Source organism: Halorussus halobius, assembly GCF_004765805.1.
Classification (GTDB): Archaea; Halobacteriota; Halobacteria; order Halobacteriales; family Haladaptataceae; genus Halorussus; species Halorussus halobius.
Genome location: NZ_SBIU01000008.1, coordinates 1 through 13,678, shown reverse-complemented (window position 1 = coordinate 13,678; position 13,678 = coordinate 1). Strand labels below are relative to the sequence as shown.

General features: G+C 65.0%; 18 protein-coding genes. 14 read left to right on the top strand and 4 right to left on the bottom strand.

What is annotated here, in order from left to right:
• From EPL03_RS18260 to EPL03_RS18235, 6 genes are all read left to right on the top strand, one after another.
• Window positions 1-471: a hypothetical protein gene (locus tag EPL03_RS18260; protein ID WP_135830640.1), complete on the top strand. Its 471-nt coding sequence runs from the start codon at window positions 1-3 to the stop codon at window positions 469-471.
• The gene (locus EPL03_RS18255; protein WP_135830639.1) at window positions 468-1,031 is read left to right on the top strand and encodes a hypothetical protein; all 564 of its coding nucleotides are present in this window, start codon (window positions 468-470) and stop codon (window positions 1,029-1,031) included. Before EPL03_RS18260 ends, EPL03_RS18255 begins: the two co-directional genes overlap by 4 nt.
• Entirely contained in the window at window positions 1,028-1,291 is a 264-nt protein-coding gene (locus tag EPL03_RS18250; RefSeq protein ID WP_135830638.1) for a hypothetical protein, read from the top strand. Before EPL03_RS18255 ends, EPL03_RS18250 begins: the two co-directional genes overlap by 4 nt.
• Complete coding sequence (locus tag EPL03_RS18245) at window positions 1,288-2,175, top strand: phage tail tube protein (protein ID WP_135830637.1); 888 nt, start codon at window positions 1,288-1,290, stop codon at window positions 2,173-2,175. The genes EPL03_RS18250 and EPL03_RS18245 overlap by 4 nt, the downstream gene beginning before the upstream one ends.
• A 2-nt stretch (window positions 2,176-2,177) precedes the next feature.
• Window positions 2,178-2,801, top strand: a complete 624-nt coding sequence (locus tag EPL03_RS18240; protein WP_135830636.1) for a hypothetical protein — start codon at window positions 2,178-2,180, stop codon at window positions 2,799-2,801.
• Between the two features lie 73 nt (window positions 2,802-2,874).
• Window positions 2,875-4,092 (top strand): hypothetical protein, encoded by a 1,218-nt coding sequence (locus EPL03_RS18235; protein WP_135830635.1) that lies wholly within the window; start codon window positions 2,875-2,877, stop codon window positions 4,090-4,092.
• Here the strand turns inward: EPL03_RS18235 and EPL03_RS18230 are convergent.
• Window positions 4,089-4,517: an FxLYD domain-containing protein gene (locus EPL03_RS18230; protein ID WP_135830634.1), complete on the bottom strand. Its 429-nt coding sequence runs from the start codon at window positions 4,515-4,517 to the stop codon at window positions 4,089-4,091. The two genes, EPL03_RS18235 and EPL03_RS18230, sit on opposite strands and share 4 nt — an antisense overlap.
• An 81-nt stretch (window positions 4,518-4,598) precedes the next feature.
• Here EPL03_RS18230 and EPL03_RS18225 point away from each other — a divergent pair, with 81 nt between their 5' ends.
• Genes EPL03_RS18225 through EPL03_RS18210 form a run of 4 tightly spaced genes read left to right on the top strand, consistent with a single transcriptional unit; the run spans window position 4,599 to window position 11,113 of the window.
• Window positions 4,599-5,261 (top strand): hypothetical protein, encoded by a 663-nt coding sequence (locus tag EPL03_RS18225; RefSeq protein WP_135830633.1) that lies wholly within the window; start codon window positions 4,599-4,601, stop codon window positions 5,259-5,261.
• A 24-nt stretch (window positions 5,262-5,285) separates the two neighbouring features.
• Window positions 5,286-6,437, top strand: a complete 1,152-nt coding sequence (locus tag EPL03_RS18220; RefSeq protein WP_135830632.1) for a hypothetical protein — start codon at window positions 5,286-5,288, stop codon at window positions 6,435-6,437.
• A complete protein-coding gene (locus EPL03_RS18215; RefSeq protein WP_135830631.1) occupies window positions 6,437-8,344 on the top strand; it encodes a fibronectin type III domain-containing protein in 1,908 nt (635 codons plus the stop codon). The genes EPL03_RS18220 and EPL03_RS18215 overlap by 1 nt, the downstream gene beginning before the upstream one ends.
• Window positions 8,345-11,113, top strand: a complete 2,769-nt coding sequence (locus EPL03_RS18210; protein ID WP_135830630.1) for a carbohydrate-binding protein — start codon at window positions 8,345-8,347, stop codon at window positions 11,111-11,113.
• Window positions 11,114-11,145: 32 nt separating this feature from the next.
• Here the strand turns inward: EPL03_RS18210 and EPL03_RS18205 are convergent, their stop codons facing one another.
• From EPL03_RS18205 to EPL03_RS18195, 3 genes are all read right to left on the bottom strand, one after another.
• A complete protein-coding gene (locus EPL03_RS18205) occupies window positions 11,146-11,343 on the bottom strand; it encodes a hypothetical protein (RefSeq protein WP_135830629.1) in 198 nt (65 codons plus the stop codon).
• A gap of 67 nt (window positions 11,344-11,410) precedes the next feature.
• Window positions 11,411-11,941 carry a hypothetical protein gene (locus EPL03_RS18200; protein ID WP_135830628.1) on the bottom strand — a complete coding sequence of 177 codons (531 nt, stop codon included), beginning with the start codon at window positions 11,939-11,941 and terminating at the stop codon, window positions 11,411-11,413.
• Complete coding sequence (locus EPL03_RS18195; RefSeq protein WP_210425036.1) at window positions 11,934-12,194, bottom strand: hypothetical protein; 261 nt, start codon at window positions 12,192-12,194, stop codon at window positions 11,934-11,936. The genes EPL03_RS18200 and EPL03_RS18195 overlap by 8 nt, the downstream gene beginning before the upstream one ends.
• Before the next feature lie 212 nt (window positions 12,195-12,406).
• Here EPL03_RS18195 and EPL03_RS18190 point away from each other — a divergent pair, with 212 nt between their 5' ends.
• From EPL03_RS18190 to EPL03_RS18175, 4 genes are all read left to right on the top strand, one after another.
• Window positions 12,407-12,589 (top strand): hypothetical protein, encoded by a 183-nt coding sequence (locus tag EPL03_RS18190; protein ID WP_135830627.1) that lies wholly within the window; start codon window positions 12,407-12,409, stop codon window positions 12,587-12,589.
• Window positions 12,589-12,882 (top strand): hypothetical protein, encoded by a 294-nt coding sequence (locus tag EPL03_RS18185; RefSeq protein WP_135830626.1) that lies wholly within the window; start codon window positions 12,589-12,591, stop codon window positions 12,880-12,882. Before EPL03_RS18190 ends, EPL03_RS18185 begins: the two co-directional genes overlap by 1 nt.
• Window positions 12,882-13,412, top strand: a complete 531-nt coding sequence (locus EPL03_RS18180; protein WP_135830625.1) for a hypothetical protein — start codon at window positions 12,882-12,884, stop codon at window positions 13,410-13,412. Before EPL03_RS18185 ends, EPL03_RS18180 begins: the two co-directional genes overlap by 1 nt.
• A partial coding sequence (locus tag EPL03_RS18175; protein WP_135830624.1) for a hypothetical protein occupies window positions 13,405-13,678 on the top strand: 274 nt, incomplete at its 3' end. The genes EPL03_RS18180 and EPL03_RS18175, both read left to right, overlap by 8 nt.

Genomic DNA, 13,678 nt, shown 5'->3' with positions numbered 1-13,678 from the left:
ATGGAGCTCGACAGTAACTTCGAAGACGACCTCCGCGACGCCATCCTCGACGCGGGCGAGGAGCACGCCGCCGACTCGCTCGCAGACGAGTACGAAGCGTTGCTCCGCGAGAAGATCGAGGCGTACGGCAGCCAGCACGACTACGACGTCAGTACGCTGCTCGCAGGACTGTCCGTCGAGGTCGACCGTACGGGCGACGCGGTGCGGCTTCGAGCCCGCCTCCCCGACCCCGCACTGTTATTCGAGCGCGGCACCGCCCGCCACGAAGTCGAAGCGAAGAACGCCGACGTGCTCTCGTTCATCTGGAGCGAAGGCGGCCGAGGCGCGGACCCGCCGGAGTGGGTGCGCGAAGAGTACGAGCGCGAGAGCGACGGCTGGCGCGTCTTCCTCCCAAGCGTAGAGGTCGAGGGGCTTCCGGAGGGCCGGTTCATCCGCGACACGCTCGCAGAGATCCGGAGGCGAGCATCGTGACCGAGTCGTTGCATCCAGCGGTCGACTGGACGCTCGACCAACTCGCCAGCGTCGTCGACGACGTCGAAAGCACGTACACGCTCGACTCCGGCGACTCGGTCCGCGTGAAGCGCGTCGATCGGGACAACAGCGTCGTCTACGAGGGCAGCGAGAGCGTGGACATGACCCAGCCGCTGCACAAGCGCAAAGCCCAACTGAAGACCGGTTGTTTCCTGGGCGCGTCCTACGTCGACTCGGGCGGCAGCCTCGCCGGCACTGAGCCGCTCCGCGAGACCGACGTGGTCGTGAACGTACGGGTCGAAGGGATGACCGAGCGCAAGTACGGGCACGTCGACCCGAGCGGCGCGGATGGCGTGCCGTTCTCGAACGGCGACACCGGGCTCGTCGACCGGGTCACCGACGCGCTCTGGAGCAAACTCCAGTATCCCGGCGTTGACGATTCCCGAGTCAGTTACCGGTACTTGGAGGTCGACGAGGACCCGCAGTCCGTCGACTGGCAGGATTTCTACCGGGCGTCGCTGGATGTGACGTTCCACGGCTACGAGCAGTTAGGACCATGACAGACTTCACGGAGACCCTCAACACAACAGGAGCATCAGTCGAGGACCTCACGGAGGACCTCGAAGCACACCTATCGGACACCCTCGGCACCGACGTCGAACTTCAAAAATCGAGTCTCGTGGTCGTCGACAACTCCGTCGCACTGGATGTTGATGTCGAACTGCCGGGGCTGAAAGAAGAGATCGCGGAACGGCTCGGCGCCGACATCGTCCACGACCGCGTGAAGCTTTCAGTCGGGCTCGACGGTGATCTCGAATGACCAGCGCCGGAGCCGCGACCGTCGCCTACTGCGTCGAGAACAGCTTCGGTGACGGCCCGCCAGCCGAGCCGACGTGGCGCCAGCCCGGCATCGACGTCTCGGTGGGCGACCTGTCCGTCGAGGAGGCGCTCGAACGAAGCCGCCAGCCCGACGACCCAACGCCGCAGGGAAGTCGCGAGGGCAACTGGGAGGGAGCCGCGAGCGTGTCGTTCACGCTCACCGACACCAACTGGCACGATCTCGTGTTCGCCGACGGCGGCACGGCACTCCCCAACTCGGTGATGCAAGCCCCGAGCTCGACGTGGTACCTCGGCGTCGACCTCCCCGACGGCAGCACCGAGCCGCGCACGCCGACGGGCGCAATCGTCACGGAGGCGACTATCAACTACGAGCAAGGGTCGCCTGTCACGGTCGACCTGACGCTACTGTACGGGTTCGAGCCGGACGATGTCGCCGAGCCGGAGACGATCGCGCAGCCGTCGCGGACGGACGCGTTCGAGTGGCACGGCGCATCGTTCGACGTCAACGGCATGAGTCAGTCGTTGATGCAGTCGGCGTCGCTGTCGCTCGCCGGCCTGCATCGATTCCGGCGTGGTCAAGACCGCCATCCGTTCGACGCCGTCACGGGCGCAATCGAACCCAGCCTGTCGACGGACGCGACGTTCACGGAACGCGACCAGCTCGCGCTCGCCGTCGACGACGCCGGCGACACGGTCGGGAAGGTCTCGGGCTCGCTGTCGTTCACGAACGGTCAAGGCACCACCATCGAGTACACGCTCTCGGGTCTCCAGCCGAACAGCTACGGCTGGGCGGACCTCGTGAATCCAGACACTGACCTACACGAGCCCATCGACTACCACGTCGCGGACGTGGAGGTGGCCTAACGATGCTGACTACCGAGTCGTATCGGCTCGACGACGCGCTCGACGACATCACGGCCGCTATCGATGCGCTCGACACCCGACTCGCCGACCTCCAATCCAGCATCGACGACGAAGACTCCGAGGGCGGCGGCGAGTCAGGGGATGAAGTCCGCGACCTCGTCGAGCAGCTCGAAGCGCGACGGGACCGCCTCACCTTCCAGCAGCACGGCCTCCAGTGGCAGCGCGACGAAGAAGACTGGGGCGGCGATACGGAGCTCGTGCTCGGCGCGCTCACGGCCGGCGAGGAAGCAATCAAGAACCGAGCCGTGCCCGAGCGCGCGGGCCGCGACGAGCGCGTGCTCTGGCTGCTCGCCGCCGCCACCATCAAAGCCCCTTACGCTGACAACCGAGCGCGAGACGACCGACTCACCGAGAGCGTCGTCGAGGCGAACTTCCAGGGGCTCGCCGGCACGGGAATTCATCCGGGGTTCCGGCAGTGGCTCGAAGCCCAAGTGAACAGTCTCGGCGTCCCGAGTGAGTCGGGAAACAGATCCGGGACGTCCTCGCCGGCGACCGGCAGCTCGGGGACGTCTCAGAGCGAGCGCGACTCGACTACCTCGTCGTCGTCGGACTCGCCCACGGCCTAACCCTCGACGACATCCAGCACGTGCCACTCGACTACCTGCGATTGCTTGACGCCTACGCGGAGGCCCACACCCTATGAGCGAGTTCTCCACCGAAGCCACCGTCGAACTGACCGTGCCGCGCGGGCAGCTGCGCCAGATCCGCCAGCAGGTCGAGGACGCGGTCGGCGCGACCGAGGTTGGCGTTACCGACGGCGGGACGATGACCGGTCAAGCCGCCCGTAGCGGGGGCGGCCGCCAGCGCCGGCGTGCGCGTCGCAGCTTCCGGATGGAGATTGAGCGCAACGCCTACCTTGAAACAGCGGTCGAACTCCTCGAAGACATCGAGGACAAGGTCGGCGACGACGGCGGGCTCACGGAACTGCTCGGCGGTGGCACGTTGTCGGGCATCATCGGCGGCGCGGGCAGCGCGGCCGGGAGCGCGGCCGGCGGACTCGGGGGCGCGGCGACGCAAGCCATCGGCTCGGCGGTCGGGAGCGCGGTCGGGCCCGCGATCTCGGACGCGATTAGTGACTCTGGGCTCTCGGTGAGCGGTGAGTCAATCGACATCGGCGTGGAGTCCGAGGAGCTCGACTCGGTCGAGGTCGGAATCGAGACCGACGAGCTGGAGGACGTCGGCGTCAACGTCGAGACCGACGAACTGGACGATATCCAAGTCGGTGTCGAGACTGAGCAGCTGGAGGACATCCAAGTCGGCGTCGAGACCGAGGAGATGGGTGATCTCTCGGTCGGCGTGGAGACCGAAGAGCTCGACGACGTTCAAGTCGGTGTCGAGACCGAGGAGATGGACGACGTGCAGGTCGGCGTCGAGACCGAAGAGCTCGACTCGGTCGAACTCGCGGTCGAGGACACGACGCTGCCCGTGGAGGACACCACGATCCCGGTCAGCATCCAAGACGGGTCAAGTGACGGCGGCGGCGGTGGCAGTAGTGGCGACGGTGGCGGGCTCGGGCGGGGCGTGATTTCGATTGGCGGTGAGAACGGGATCAACATCGGTGGCGGAGAGGGTGTTCGATTCGGCGGCGAGAACGGAATTCGGTTAGGCGACCCCAGTGGCTCGGGCGGGAACGGGGGCAGCGGCGGGTCGGGGTCGGCGACGTTGAACACGAACGTGTCGGTTGACTCGGAGTCGAGCGTCGACGTCGACGTCAGCGGCTTCAAAGAACTCCGGGATGACATCATCGACGCGGTCGAGGACGCCCAGCAGGAGACGAAGGACGACCTGGAATCACAGATTAACGACGTGGAGGACGACCTGCAAGACCTCGCGGATGAAATCCGTGGGCAGCGTTAATCGGTCGACTCGCTGTCGTCCTCGCTGGGGTTGGCGAGCGGTGCGTAGTTCGTCGCGAGGACATCGGCCGATATCTCGACGTCGTCGAGGTCACCGACCTCGCCGTCGCTGAGGCCGACCCGGAAGTGGAACTCTTGGGTGGTTCCAGCGCGAATCCCCGTGAGTTCCTTCGTCCGGCTCGTAATCTCTTGGTCGTTCTCATCGAGGAGCGTGATGGTGAGTTCGATGGTCTTGATGTGGTTCCCGCCAGTGTTCGATAGCTCGCCGAGATAGTAGAGGGCGGCGTCGGTGTCGAGTGCGCCGTCGCCGGCGTAGTAGTCGCCGTCCCATTCGACGCTGGGTTCGGGAGCGAGCGTGCCGGTGCAGCCGGCGAGGCTGGCGGTGGCCGCCGCGCTCGCCGCCGCGAGGAGTTGTCGCCGATTCATACCCGGAGGGTAGTCGCTCGGGGATGCTAAAGATACCGCCACCCACGCGAGCGGATTCAACACGACACGAGGATTGATACCATGACAGGACTACGCGGCGAAGCCTACCTCGAAGTAGACGTCCCGGACGGCGACACCACCCGAACGTGCGTCTTCCACCTTCAGGAGGAGCTCGCCGACACGGGCGCAATCACACACCAATACCTCCTCAGCAACCGAGGCCAGCTGCTTCGGTCGGCGTACGACATCGGCACCGACCTGCTGCCCGACGACGTCGCGGACGCCGACCTCGAAAACCGGAAGGGCTACCACGTCGACGGCGGCGCTGGAACCTACACCGAAGACCTCTCGTTCCAAGTTGGGCCGGGCGATTCACCGTGGGGCGACGGCAGCAGCGAGGCCGGCGCGTTCAACAAGTTCGACGCCAGCGGCGATGTCGACCTCATCGTGAAAAAGCAGGTCTGGGACTGGGCAACGAGTCAAGCCCAAACCGGGAGCGGGAACCCCGCGCGCCTCCACGTTGGCGAGTGGACCGACGGCTCGCACGAGACCGACGAGGGCGTGTTTGAGGGGCCGATGCCGGTCGCAATCAAGGAAGCGACGCTCACGAAAGACCCCGATGACCCAAGTGCGCTCAACGGGAGCATCGAGTTGACGTGGACGGCGCTGTTCCCCGACGTGGACGTCGTCGGTGCGACTGAGGACGCGATGGATGAGGTCGCCGACCTCATCCCCGACTTTTAATCAATACGTAGAGTCATGAAATACTTGCATAACGCTCCCTTGCCCGAAGCGAGTCAGCCGACCGAATCCGACACGCTCGGCCAACAACTCTCAGAACTCGGCCTCCTGAACGACGACAGCGCGGAAGTCGAAGCGATCAGCAGTCAGGCCGCCGACCTCGAACTCAACGGCCAGATTCGCTGGGGCGAAGACATCTCGAGGATGATCGCGTCGGAGCTCGACGAACTTGCGGACGCAAACCTCCCCGCACTCCCCCTGTTTCGCCGGGGCGACACTGGCTCGTATCCGAATCAGGGCTGGTATAGCGTGTCGTCGGCGACCGTCGACCCCCTGCATGGCAACCAGCGGTCGGCGTGGGAGTACACGATCAACCTCACCTTTAAACGCCGGCGGGGCTCGGGGTTCCGCACGCTCGCACTGCACCCCCGTCAGGCCGACCATCCCTTCGGGAACGACCTGACGGAGTTGGCTGCGGTGCCCGCGTCGGCGGGGAAAGTCCGCTGGATCGACTCAGAAGCCGGGGCGTCCGCAAGCGCGACGCCGGTCGAGATGCGGGCGGGGCGGACGGTCGACGCCAGCCTCTACGACATCGCGGACGGCGAGGACGCGCTCGAGGTGGACGCGCCGAGTCTCGTGTACGACGTCAGCTATCAGGACGACGTCCAGGCTGGCGTCCGCGTCTACGATACACGCGGCCACGACTCGAAGTTTCGAGGGGAGGATGGGGGTGGACCACGTCGCTGGCAGACAATCCACTCGACGGAGCACGACGTCGCCGACCCGGTCGTCGTCTCGAACGGCCTGCTGCGGGTGCGGCTCGACGAAGCGTCGACGCCCCACCTACACGCCGAAACGTGGGACGACACTGCGGGCGGGTGGACCAGCCTCGGACTCGACAACACGTCGGACTGGACGCTGTACGATATCGACCTCACCATGGTCGGGATGCACGACCTGCGCGCGCAACTCGAATTCCAGCATCCGAGCATGGGCCTCTACGACCTCGACGTCAGCCTGCAGTATGGTCGCTCGCGGCTCTTGGTCGAGCGCCCCGAGAGCGCAGACAGCCCCGTCCCCCAGGCGCTCGTGGACTGGCTCGACCCGATAGCGGCCGACTGGCTGATGGACGTCCAGCCGTCGCGTGGCCTGGTGAGTCGTGGGGAGGTGCGTGCCTGATGGTGACGGTGCTGGAGGATTTCGAGGATGGAACCGTCGATGACTGGACGGATAACGATGGGGACATGACCGTCGACTCGAGCGACCCGATTTACGGGGCGTACTCGGGATATATAGAAAATAATGGAGACGTAAACAAAGAAGCTCGTATCCAGCCCCCGACACCGTTCAGTTCGGATGTCTGGTTTTCGGTGAAAATCACGCCCCCGAACTTCCGCTCCACCGCTACAAACCCCGGTCTCGCAGTCACACTCGTACAATCCAGTGACTTCGCACGACTCACAACTATCTACCTCAACACAAATACTGGATACATCCAAGTGGACGACGACGACCTCTACGAATTCAACGAAGGAACCGTCTACGACTTCCACATCATCCCGGACTTCGAGTCAGCGACGTATGATGTCGAGATTAATGGCGTCCTGGAGGTTCAAGACAAGTCATTCCAGTCTGCAGATTCAACCAGCACTATTGACACCTTAGAATTCGCGGTCGATACAGCGGGCGACGACAAGGGGGCGAACGGATGGATTGATGACATCAAGTATGCCGCTCCCCCAGCCTTCCCAACCAGTCTCTCTGCTGCATCCGCGTCCGACTCTGCAATCGACCTCTCGTGGGACGCAGCTGATGGCACGGACGACTACCACATCTATCGCGCCCAGGCGTCGGGGAGCACGCTCAGTGACTACACGCAGATCGATAGCGTTGCTGCCAGCCAGACCACGTACACTGACACGGGCTTGTTGAACGGCGAGCAGTACTACTACCGGGTTACTGCATCAAATCCCGATGGAGAATCCGACCTCAGTGGAGAGGCGGCCGCAACCACCAGCCTTCCCGCCCCCAGCAACGTCTCACTCTCGATTACCACTCCGACGGACGGCACCGTCTCATGGACCGACGAGAGCGACAACGAGAGCGAGTTCCGAGCCGTCGTCTTCGAAGACGGTGACTGGGCCGCAGGCTACGACCCCAGCGCAGGGAGCGAATCACAGCCCGTATCGTTCAGCGAGTCTGCCGATGAACTGCAAGTCCGCGTTCGAGCGGAAACCGGCCACACGACGTCGGACTGGACGTACTCCGAAACGGCCTCGACCACCGTCACGGGACTAAGCGTTGACGGCACCCGGGAAACGGAAGTAGACCTCTCGTGGGACGGGACTGACCAGGAGGACAACTACGCAGTCTTCAGGAGCGAAACCAGCGGGTCGGGCGAGGCGGACTACACGCAGGTCGCCAGCCCGACTGGGACGACGTATACCGACACTGGACTGGAGAACGGCGAACGCTACTACTACCGGGTTGCGGCCGTCTACGGCGGCGAGACGGATACGCTCTCCAGCGAAGTCGCAACCACGACCGAGCTACCGGCCGCTTCCGGACTCTCGCTGGACACCGCCATCGAAGACGAGATCGCGCTCTCGTGGACCCGGAACGATAACTCCAGCGACGGGTCGTGGGAGATTTACCGCTCGACGGACGGCTCGCTCGGCACCGAGATCACTGGCGGGCTCTCCCCTGACACGACCAGTTTCACCGATACCGGCCTGCTTGACGGCGAGCGCTACTACTACACGGTTCGCCGAGTAACCGGCCACGCGTCGACGGACGGACCGCAAGCCAACGCGATCACTGTCCTGCCCGCGCCGACCGAGTTCACCGTCTCGAACGTCACCGACACGACCGCCGACTACGCGTGGACTGCGACCCACGACCACGGCGAGACCCGTGTCGAATATCGCCCAACCACGCCCAACGGTGAGCCCGACGAGGACTGGCAGGAGCACGAAACCGTCTCACGAGACACGGAGACCGTGACCGTCGACGGCCTCCGCAACGGCGAACAGTACGAGGGCCGCGTCGTCGCTGTTACGGACCACACTGCAACGGAGGACGAATAGATGCCCGCAACGTTCACTACCAGCCTCCCCGATGAAGACCAGCCCACGTTGGGGAACGGCGTCGAAGACGAGGTCGCCGTCGACCGCGAAACCGCCCCGTCGAACTACGGGAGCGTGCGCATCCAAATCCGGGAGACTGGCGAGTCGTCGTGGGACTCGTCGGCGACCGGGTTCGGCGAATTCATCGGCGACCACTCGACGCTCACGATGGAGTTCGTGGGGAGAAAGGATGGCGAAGAGTACGAGGTCCGCGCGCGCACGGAGACCGAACACCGGACAGGTTCGTGGACGGACCCGGTCAGCATCGTCACCAAGTTCCCGGGCGTCACGAGCGCGAGCATCACCGCCGCTGGCCAGACCGAGGTCGATGTCGAAGGAACGGACAACGCCGACAACGAATCAGGGATTCGGCTGCAGCGTCAGCGCGAGTACGAGTCCGGCTGGCGGCCGCCCTCGCCGTGGAGGACGGTCCGCGAGCGCGACCCCGTCTCGGGGACCGGCGCGTTCGCGGTGACCGACGACACCGCCCAACCCGGCCGCCGCTATCGCTACCGGTTCGAGCCCTACACTGAGCACACGAGCGCGACGAGCAACGTGACCGAGGCGGTTGCGACCACTGGGTCGGGCCGCGACCAGCGCCGCGTCCCGCCCGAGGGCTGGCACATAGAGGTCGACCACGAACCGAGCGGGCGGACGCTCACCCCACAGCTCCTCGACGACCCCCAACAGCAACCCCGCGTGAACGACCTCCCTCAGATACGCATCCCGGTCCCCTACAACGAAAAATGGCAGTCGGAGGGGTATGAGGACGCCACCCTGCGGGTGTGGCAGGACGGCGTCCGGCAGCCGATCGAGACGCTCGTCAACGTCACGCACGAAACCCAGCAGGGGTCGAAGCGCACCGTCCTCCACGGCGAGGGCGGCCGCCAGCTGAAACAGACGGTGGCCGAGGAGTACGACCTCGTCGACGTCCACGAGGCCGCTGGCGACCTCATCGCGAGCACGACGCCGTACGCGACGGACATAGATCCGCCCGCCGAGAGCGTGCGCGTGGATGCGCTCATGAAGACGGTTGACTCGGAGACGGAGTGGCAATCGGACCCCGCAGACGCCTATCCAGACACCCGTCCCGTGACGGTCACCGCCGACGGGCGCTTCGAGCACCTCCAGACGAGTTTCACGCGCGAGGGCGAATCGGCGAGCACGCAGGTCACGGACGAGCGCGATGGGTATAGTGGCGGGGTCGCAACTGGGCTCCCGGAGGGCGCGACGAGGGGGCCGTACGAGTTCTCGCTTGACTACACCGTCCCGGACGGCGGGACGGGACGGGTTGCGATCCGGTACTACATCATCGGGTCGCAGGAGGGGACTGATATCGAGTCGAATCCGCCGTTCGACGTCGTGTTGAACGACTCGGTCGTCGATTCGATTCCCGCGAATTTCCTCTTCCCGAACGAGTTTGGCTGGCTGACCGTCGACATTGGCGATATCGCGAATCCGGGCGACTACCAGATCGAGATCGAGGCCGGGTCGACGTCCGAGGAGACGGGCGGGATGTATCTCGACCTCGTGAATTTCCACGACGCCCGCTTTTACTCGGAGCTGCCGAACTCGAACGACGGGCAGGGTGGGCCGCTGCCGGGGCCACGGGATTATCCGGTGGTCTCCCAAGAGTTCGCGGATTCGAGTACGGGCCAGCAGGTTGTCGGCGGCCGCGCCGACCTCGACATCAACGACACGTCGGGGGAGCAGGCGGTCGCAGTCAGCAACGACCAAGGCCAGACGTGGGTCGAGTCGTCGAACTCTGCCGTCGTCGACGCCGAGTTCGACGAGCCGAGCAGCCAGCTGCGGGCCCGCGTCACGCTCGACGCCTACGGCAGCCGCGAGACCGAGACGCCATCCGAGGGTTTCAAGCCCCAGAGCGTGGACGCCTACTCGCTCTACGCGGACCTCGATGAGACGCCAGCGCTCATCAACCAGAGCGTGAAGGGCGAGCATCTCGACCGCGTGCTGCGGGAGTGGGCAGACCAAGGCGGCTTTATCTGGGAGTACACAGTCGTCGACGGGACGCCGACAGTCATCTGGACCCAACCCGGCCAGCGCGAGACGGACGTCGACCCGGACCTCGTGGACTATCGGACGACGAAACGAAGCGGCGAGGTCTACGAGGCCGTCACGGTGGTCGGCGCAGCACAGGCGGTGAGCGGCCATCGGTTCGAGGCGGACGTCGGAGCAGCCGTCTCGTTGCCGCACGAGAACCTCGTGGACGGGAGTGAGACGGTCTACGACCCGGAGACTGGCGCGAACTACACGTATAATGTTGACTATACGATGTCGTCGCTCGACGGGACGGTGACGGTGCTCGGGAGTGGAGACCTGCTCGACAACGCCGAGTACGCGATTGATTATCGCTACGAGACCCGGGGGAGCTATCAGTTAGACAGTGTGGACTCGCCGCGGTGGGCTCCGAAGCAGTCGATCCCGGGGTTGACGAGTGAGGAGGCGTGCGAGCAGGCGGCCGCCACGATCGTCGCGGAAATATCGGAGCCGCTATGGGAGGTCGAGTTCTCGATTCCGCCGGCCGAGGTCGGGTTCGCGGTCACGGACGCGCTCTCAGTCGCGGGGTTGCCGGTCGACAAGCCCGTCGAGGCAAAATCCGTGGAGAATAGTCCGGAGAAGATTACGGTTGCGGGTGGGAATCGGGAGACGCCGGGCGAGGTGGTGCGGCGGATTCAAGAACGGGTGGGGCAGATCGGCCGCCGGTCGTGAGTTGAGGGACGGGAACTGGCGTTGTGGTCCGTCTACTCGGACGCGAGAATCTCTACCGTGTGTCGGTGCGCAGCTTCGACGACGTCGTCTGCGAAGAACTCGTCGACGTCTTCATCGGCGTTGTCGAGGCACGTCCTGCAAACGTGAACGGTCTCGTTGTCGCGGGAGAGTGGGAGTATTTGCGTGATCTGTACAGTTACCGGTTCGTTGTGAGTACTGCATTGTTCCATGCTAACCAGATATCTCCAGCAGAGATATAAAGGCACGGTTTGCTTTGAACTCCCAAGAGCGCCGCCGCTACAGCTCGTCCATGATCTCTCGGCGTCGCTCGCGGCGCTCCCGCTCCTGCTTGACCTCCTCGATGCCCGACGGGTTGAGATCCACGCGCTTCGCACCGTCCTCCTCGTCGACCGTCGCGACCCGGCGCTCGGCCAACGCGTTCGCCGCCCGCCCGACGTGCGTCTTGTCCGTCGCGTCCGGCATCTCCGTCACCTCGTCGTACGTCACAGCTCCACCCTGATCGAGGACCGCCGCGATCACCGCGCGCACGTACTTCTCCGACGCCGTACTGTTCTCCTTCGCGTCCCGAACCTGCTCGCGGACGACGTCGTCTTCGAGGAACGCTTCGTAGTCCGTCGGCACCGTGGGCTCGCCGGCGTCCGCAAGCCGGGCTTCGAGTTTCTCCACCCGCTTGGTCTTCCGGACGAGTTCCTCCTGGACGTCCTCAGGGACTCGGTCACTGTCGCCCACCTCGTCGGAGAACGCCTCGACGTCGACGGTGAGTGAGCCGAGGCCGCGCACGCCGATGTGTTCGGAAACCTCAGGCATCGTTCTCACCGTCCTCGTCGTCGCGGGGATCGCTGACGAGTTCGTAGAGTCCCTCGTAGACCTTCGTGGCGTTGCCATGTTCGACGAGGCGGCCGAGTCGGTCGCGGACGTACTGGAGGCTGTAGCCGGTTTCGTCGGCGGCGTACGGTGCGGTGACGCGGCCGTCGCGGAGCATGTCGAGCAGTGCTTCGTCGGCGGGTCCGATATCGTCTTCGTCGAGCATCGGTCGTGAGTTGGGGGTTGTTGCGCTCACACCTTAAGCCACAAGGTCGTAGAACTTATGCCTTACCCCATTATCCTTAGACCCTAAGGGTTAAGTGGCAGGGGACACAAGTAGGTAGTGTGAGCGAGGGATGCCGGTCGCAGAAACCGGACGGCGTTGCACCGCCGCCCGCGCTCCACTGAAGGTGAAGCAACAATGAATTCGACCCACTCTGGGAAGACCGTTTCGGAGGGTATCGACCGATGACGTGCACGGACTGTGGCGCAGACTGCACCGGCCAGCGCTGCCAGCACTGTAAACGCTTTCAGCGCCGCCAAGAGGAGGGCGGCCTCGGCGACCACACGTACTACGACTGTCCGGACTGTGGCGGAATCACGAGCGGACAAGGCGTCACCTGCGCAGACTGCCGGCGAGGTGACACCTAATGACTACTCCCGACGAGCGCGAGCAGGCCGAGTGGATTGAGACGGACATCGCCGAGGTCAAACTTAGAGGGCTCCCCGACAAGAGCCAGACCGTCACCGTCCCCGGCAACGCACCCCGTGACGTCATCGAACAGCGCGCACTCATGGTCCTCCGACACGTCCTTGAGTTCGATGTTGGCGACGTGTCGAGTATCAACGGCCGCCCCATCATGCCGGCCGACAAGCGGCTCGCCGACGACCCACATCCAGACTACGACGGCATCCACGCCGACACCGAAGAGGTGAGCGAGTGATGGCGGCCTACCTCCGCATCGAAGGCCTCGACCCCGAGGACCTCGACGACGCCGACCCCGACCTCTTCGGCGAGCTCGCCAACGGCGTGTTCGCACACCTCCACGACGAGGCCCCCGACCTCTTCGAACAGCACGGAGGCGTCATCCCCGTCCGCCAGCCCGAGCACGACCCGCGACTGTTGGAGACAACCGCCGTCTACGCGCACCGCGACGCCACAGTCGACGACGGTCAGTTCGACCACGTCCACTGCAGCTTCGAGGGCGACGTCGACGGGCTCGACGACCCGGCCGCGCACTCGGGCGGCCCGCAGACGTTCGCGGAAATCGAACTCACCCGACAGTTCGACGACGAGAAGGGCCGACTCAACCACGACGCGTGGCGCGAGTTCGTCGAGTCGCTCCCGTCCGAAAGCGAGCGCGAGCGCGTGGGCGACTCGCCGGTCCAGGTCGGCACGCTCTACCACGACGGCGACCAGGTCGTGCGCGTCGAGTTCGACGAGGACGCGTTTGAGGAGGGCAGCGATGAGTAGCGACCTTGTCGACGCGCTCCAAGACGCCGGTTTCGAGCCGGTCGACTCGGACGCGCGCGGCGGTTGGGCCTCGGACGGTGAGCACACGCTCCAGATCGTCACCGAACACGGCCCACACGGGCTCGGTCCTCACGAGGTGACCGTGTTTGACTCCCCTGCAGACAGCATCGACATCGTCGAGGACGTCGTCGGCCGCGTCCGCCATCAGTCCCACGGCATCGCGGTCCGGAACGCCCTTCAACTCCTCGAAGAGACCCCTGATGGCG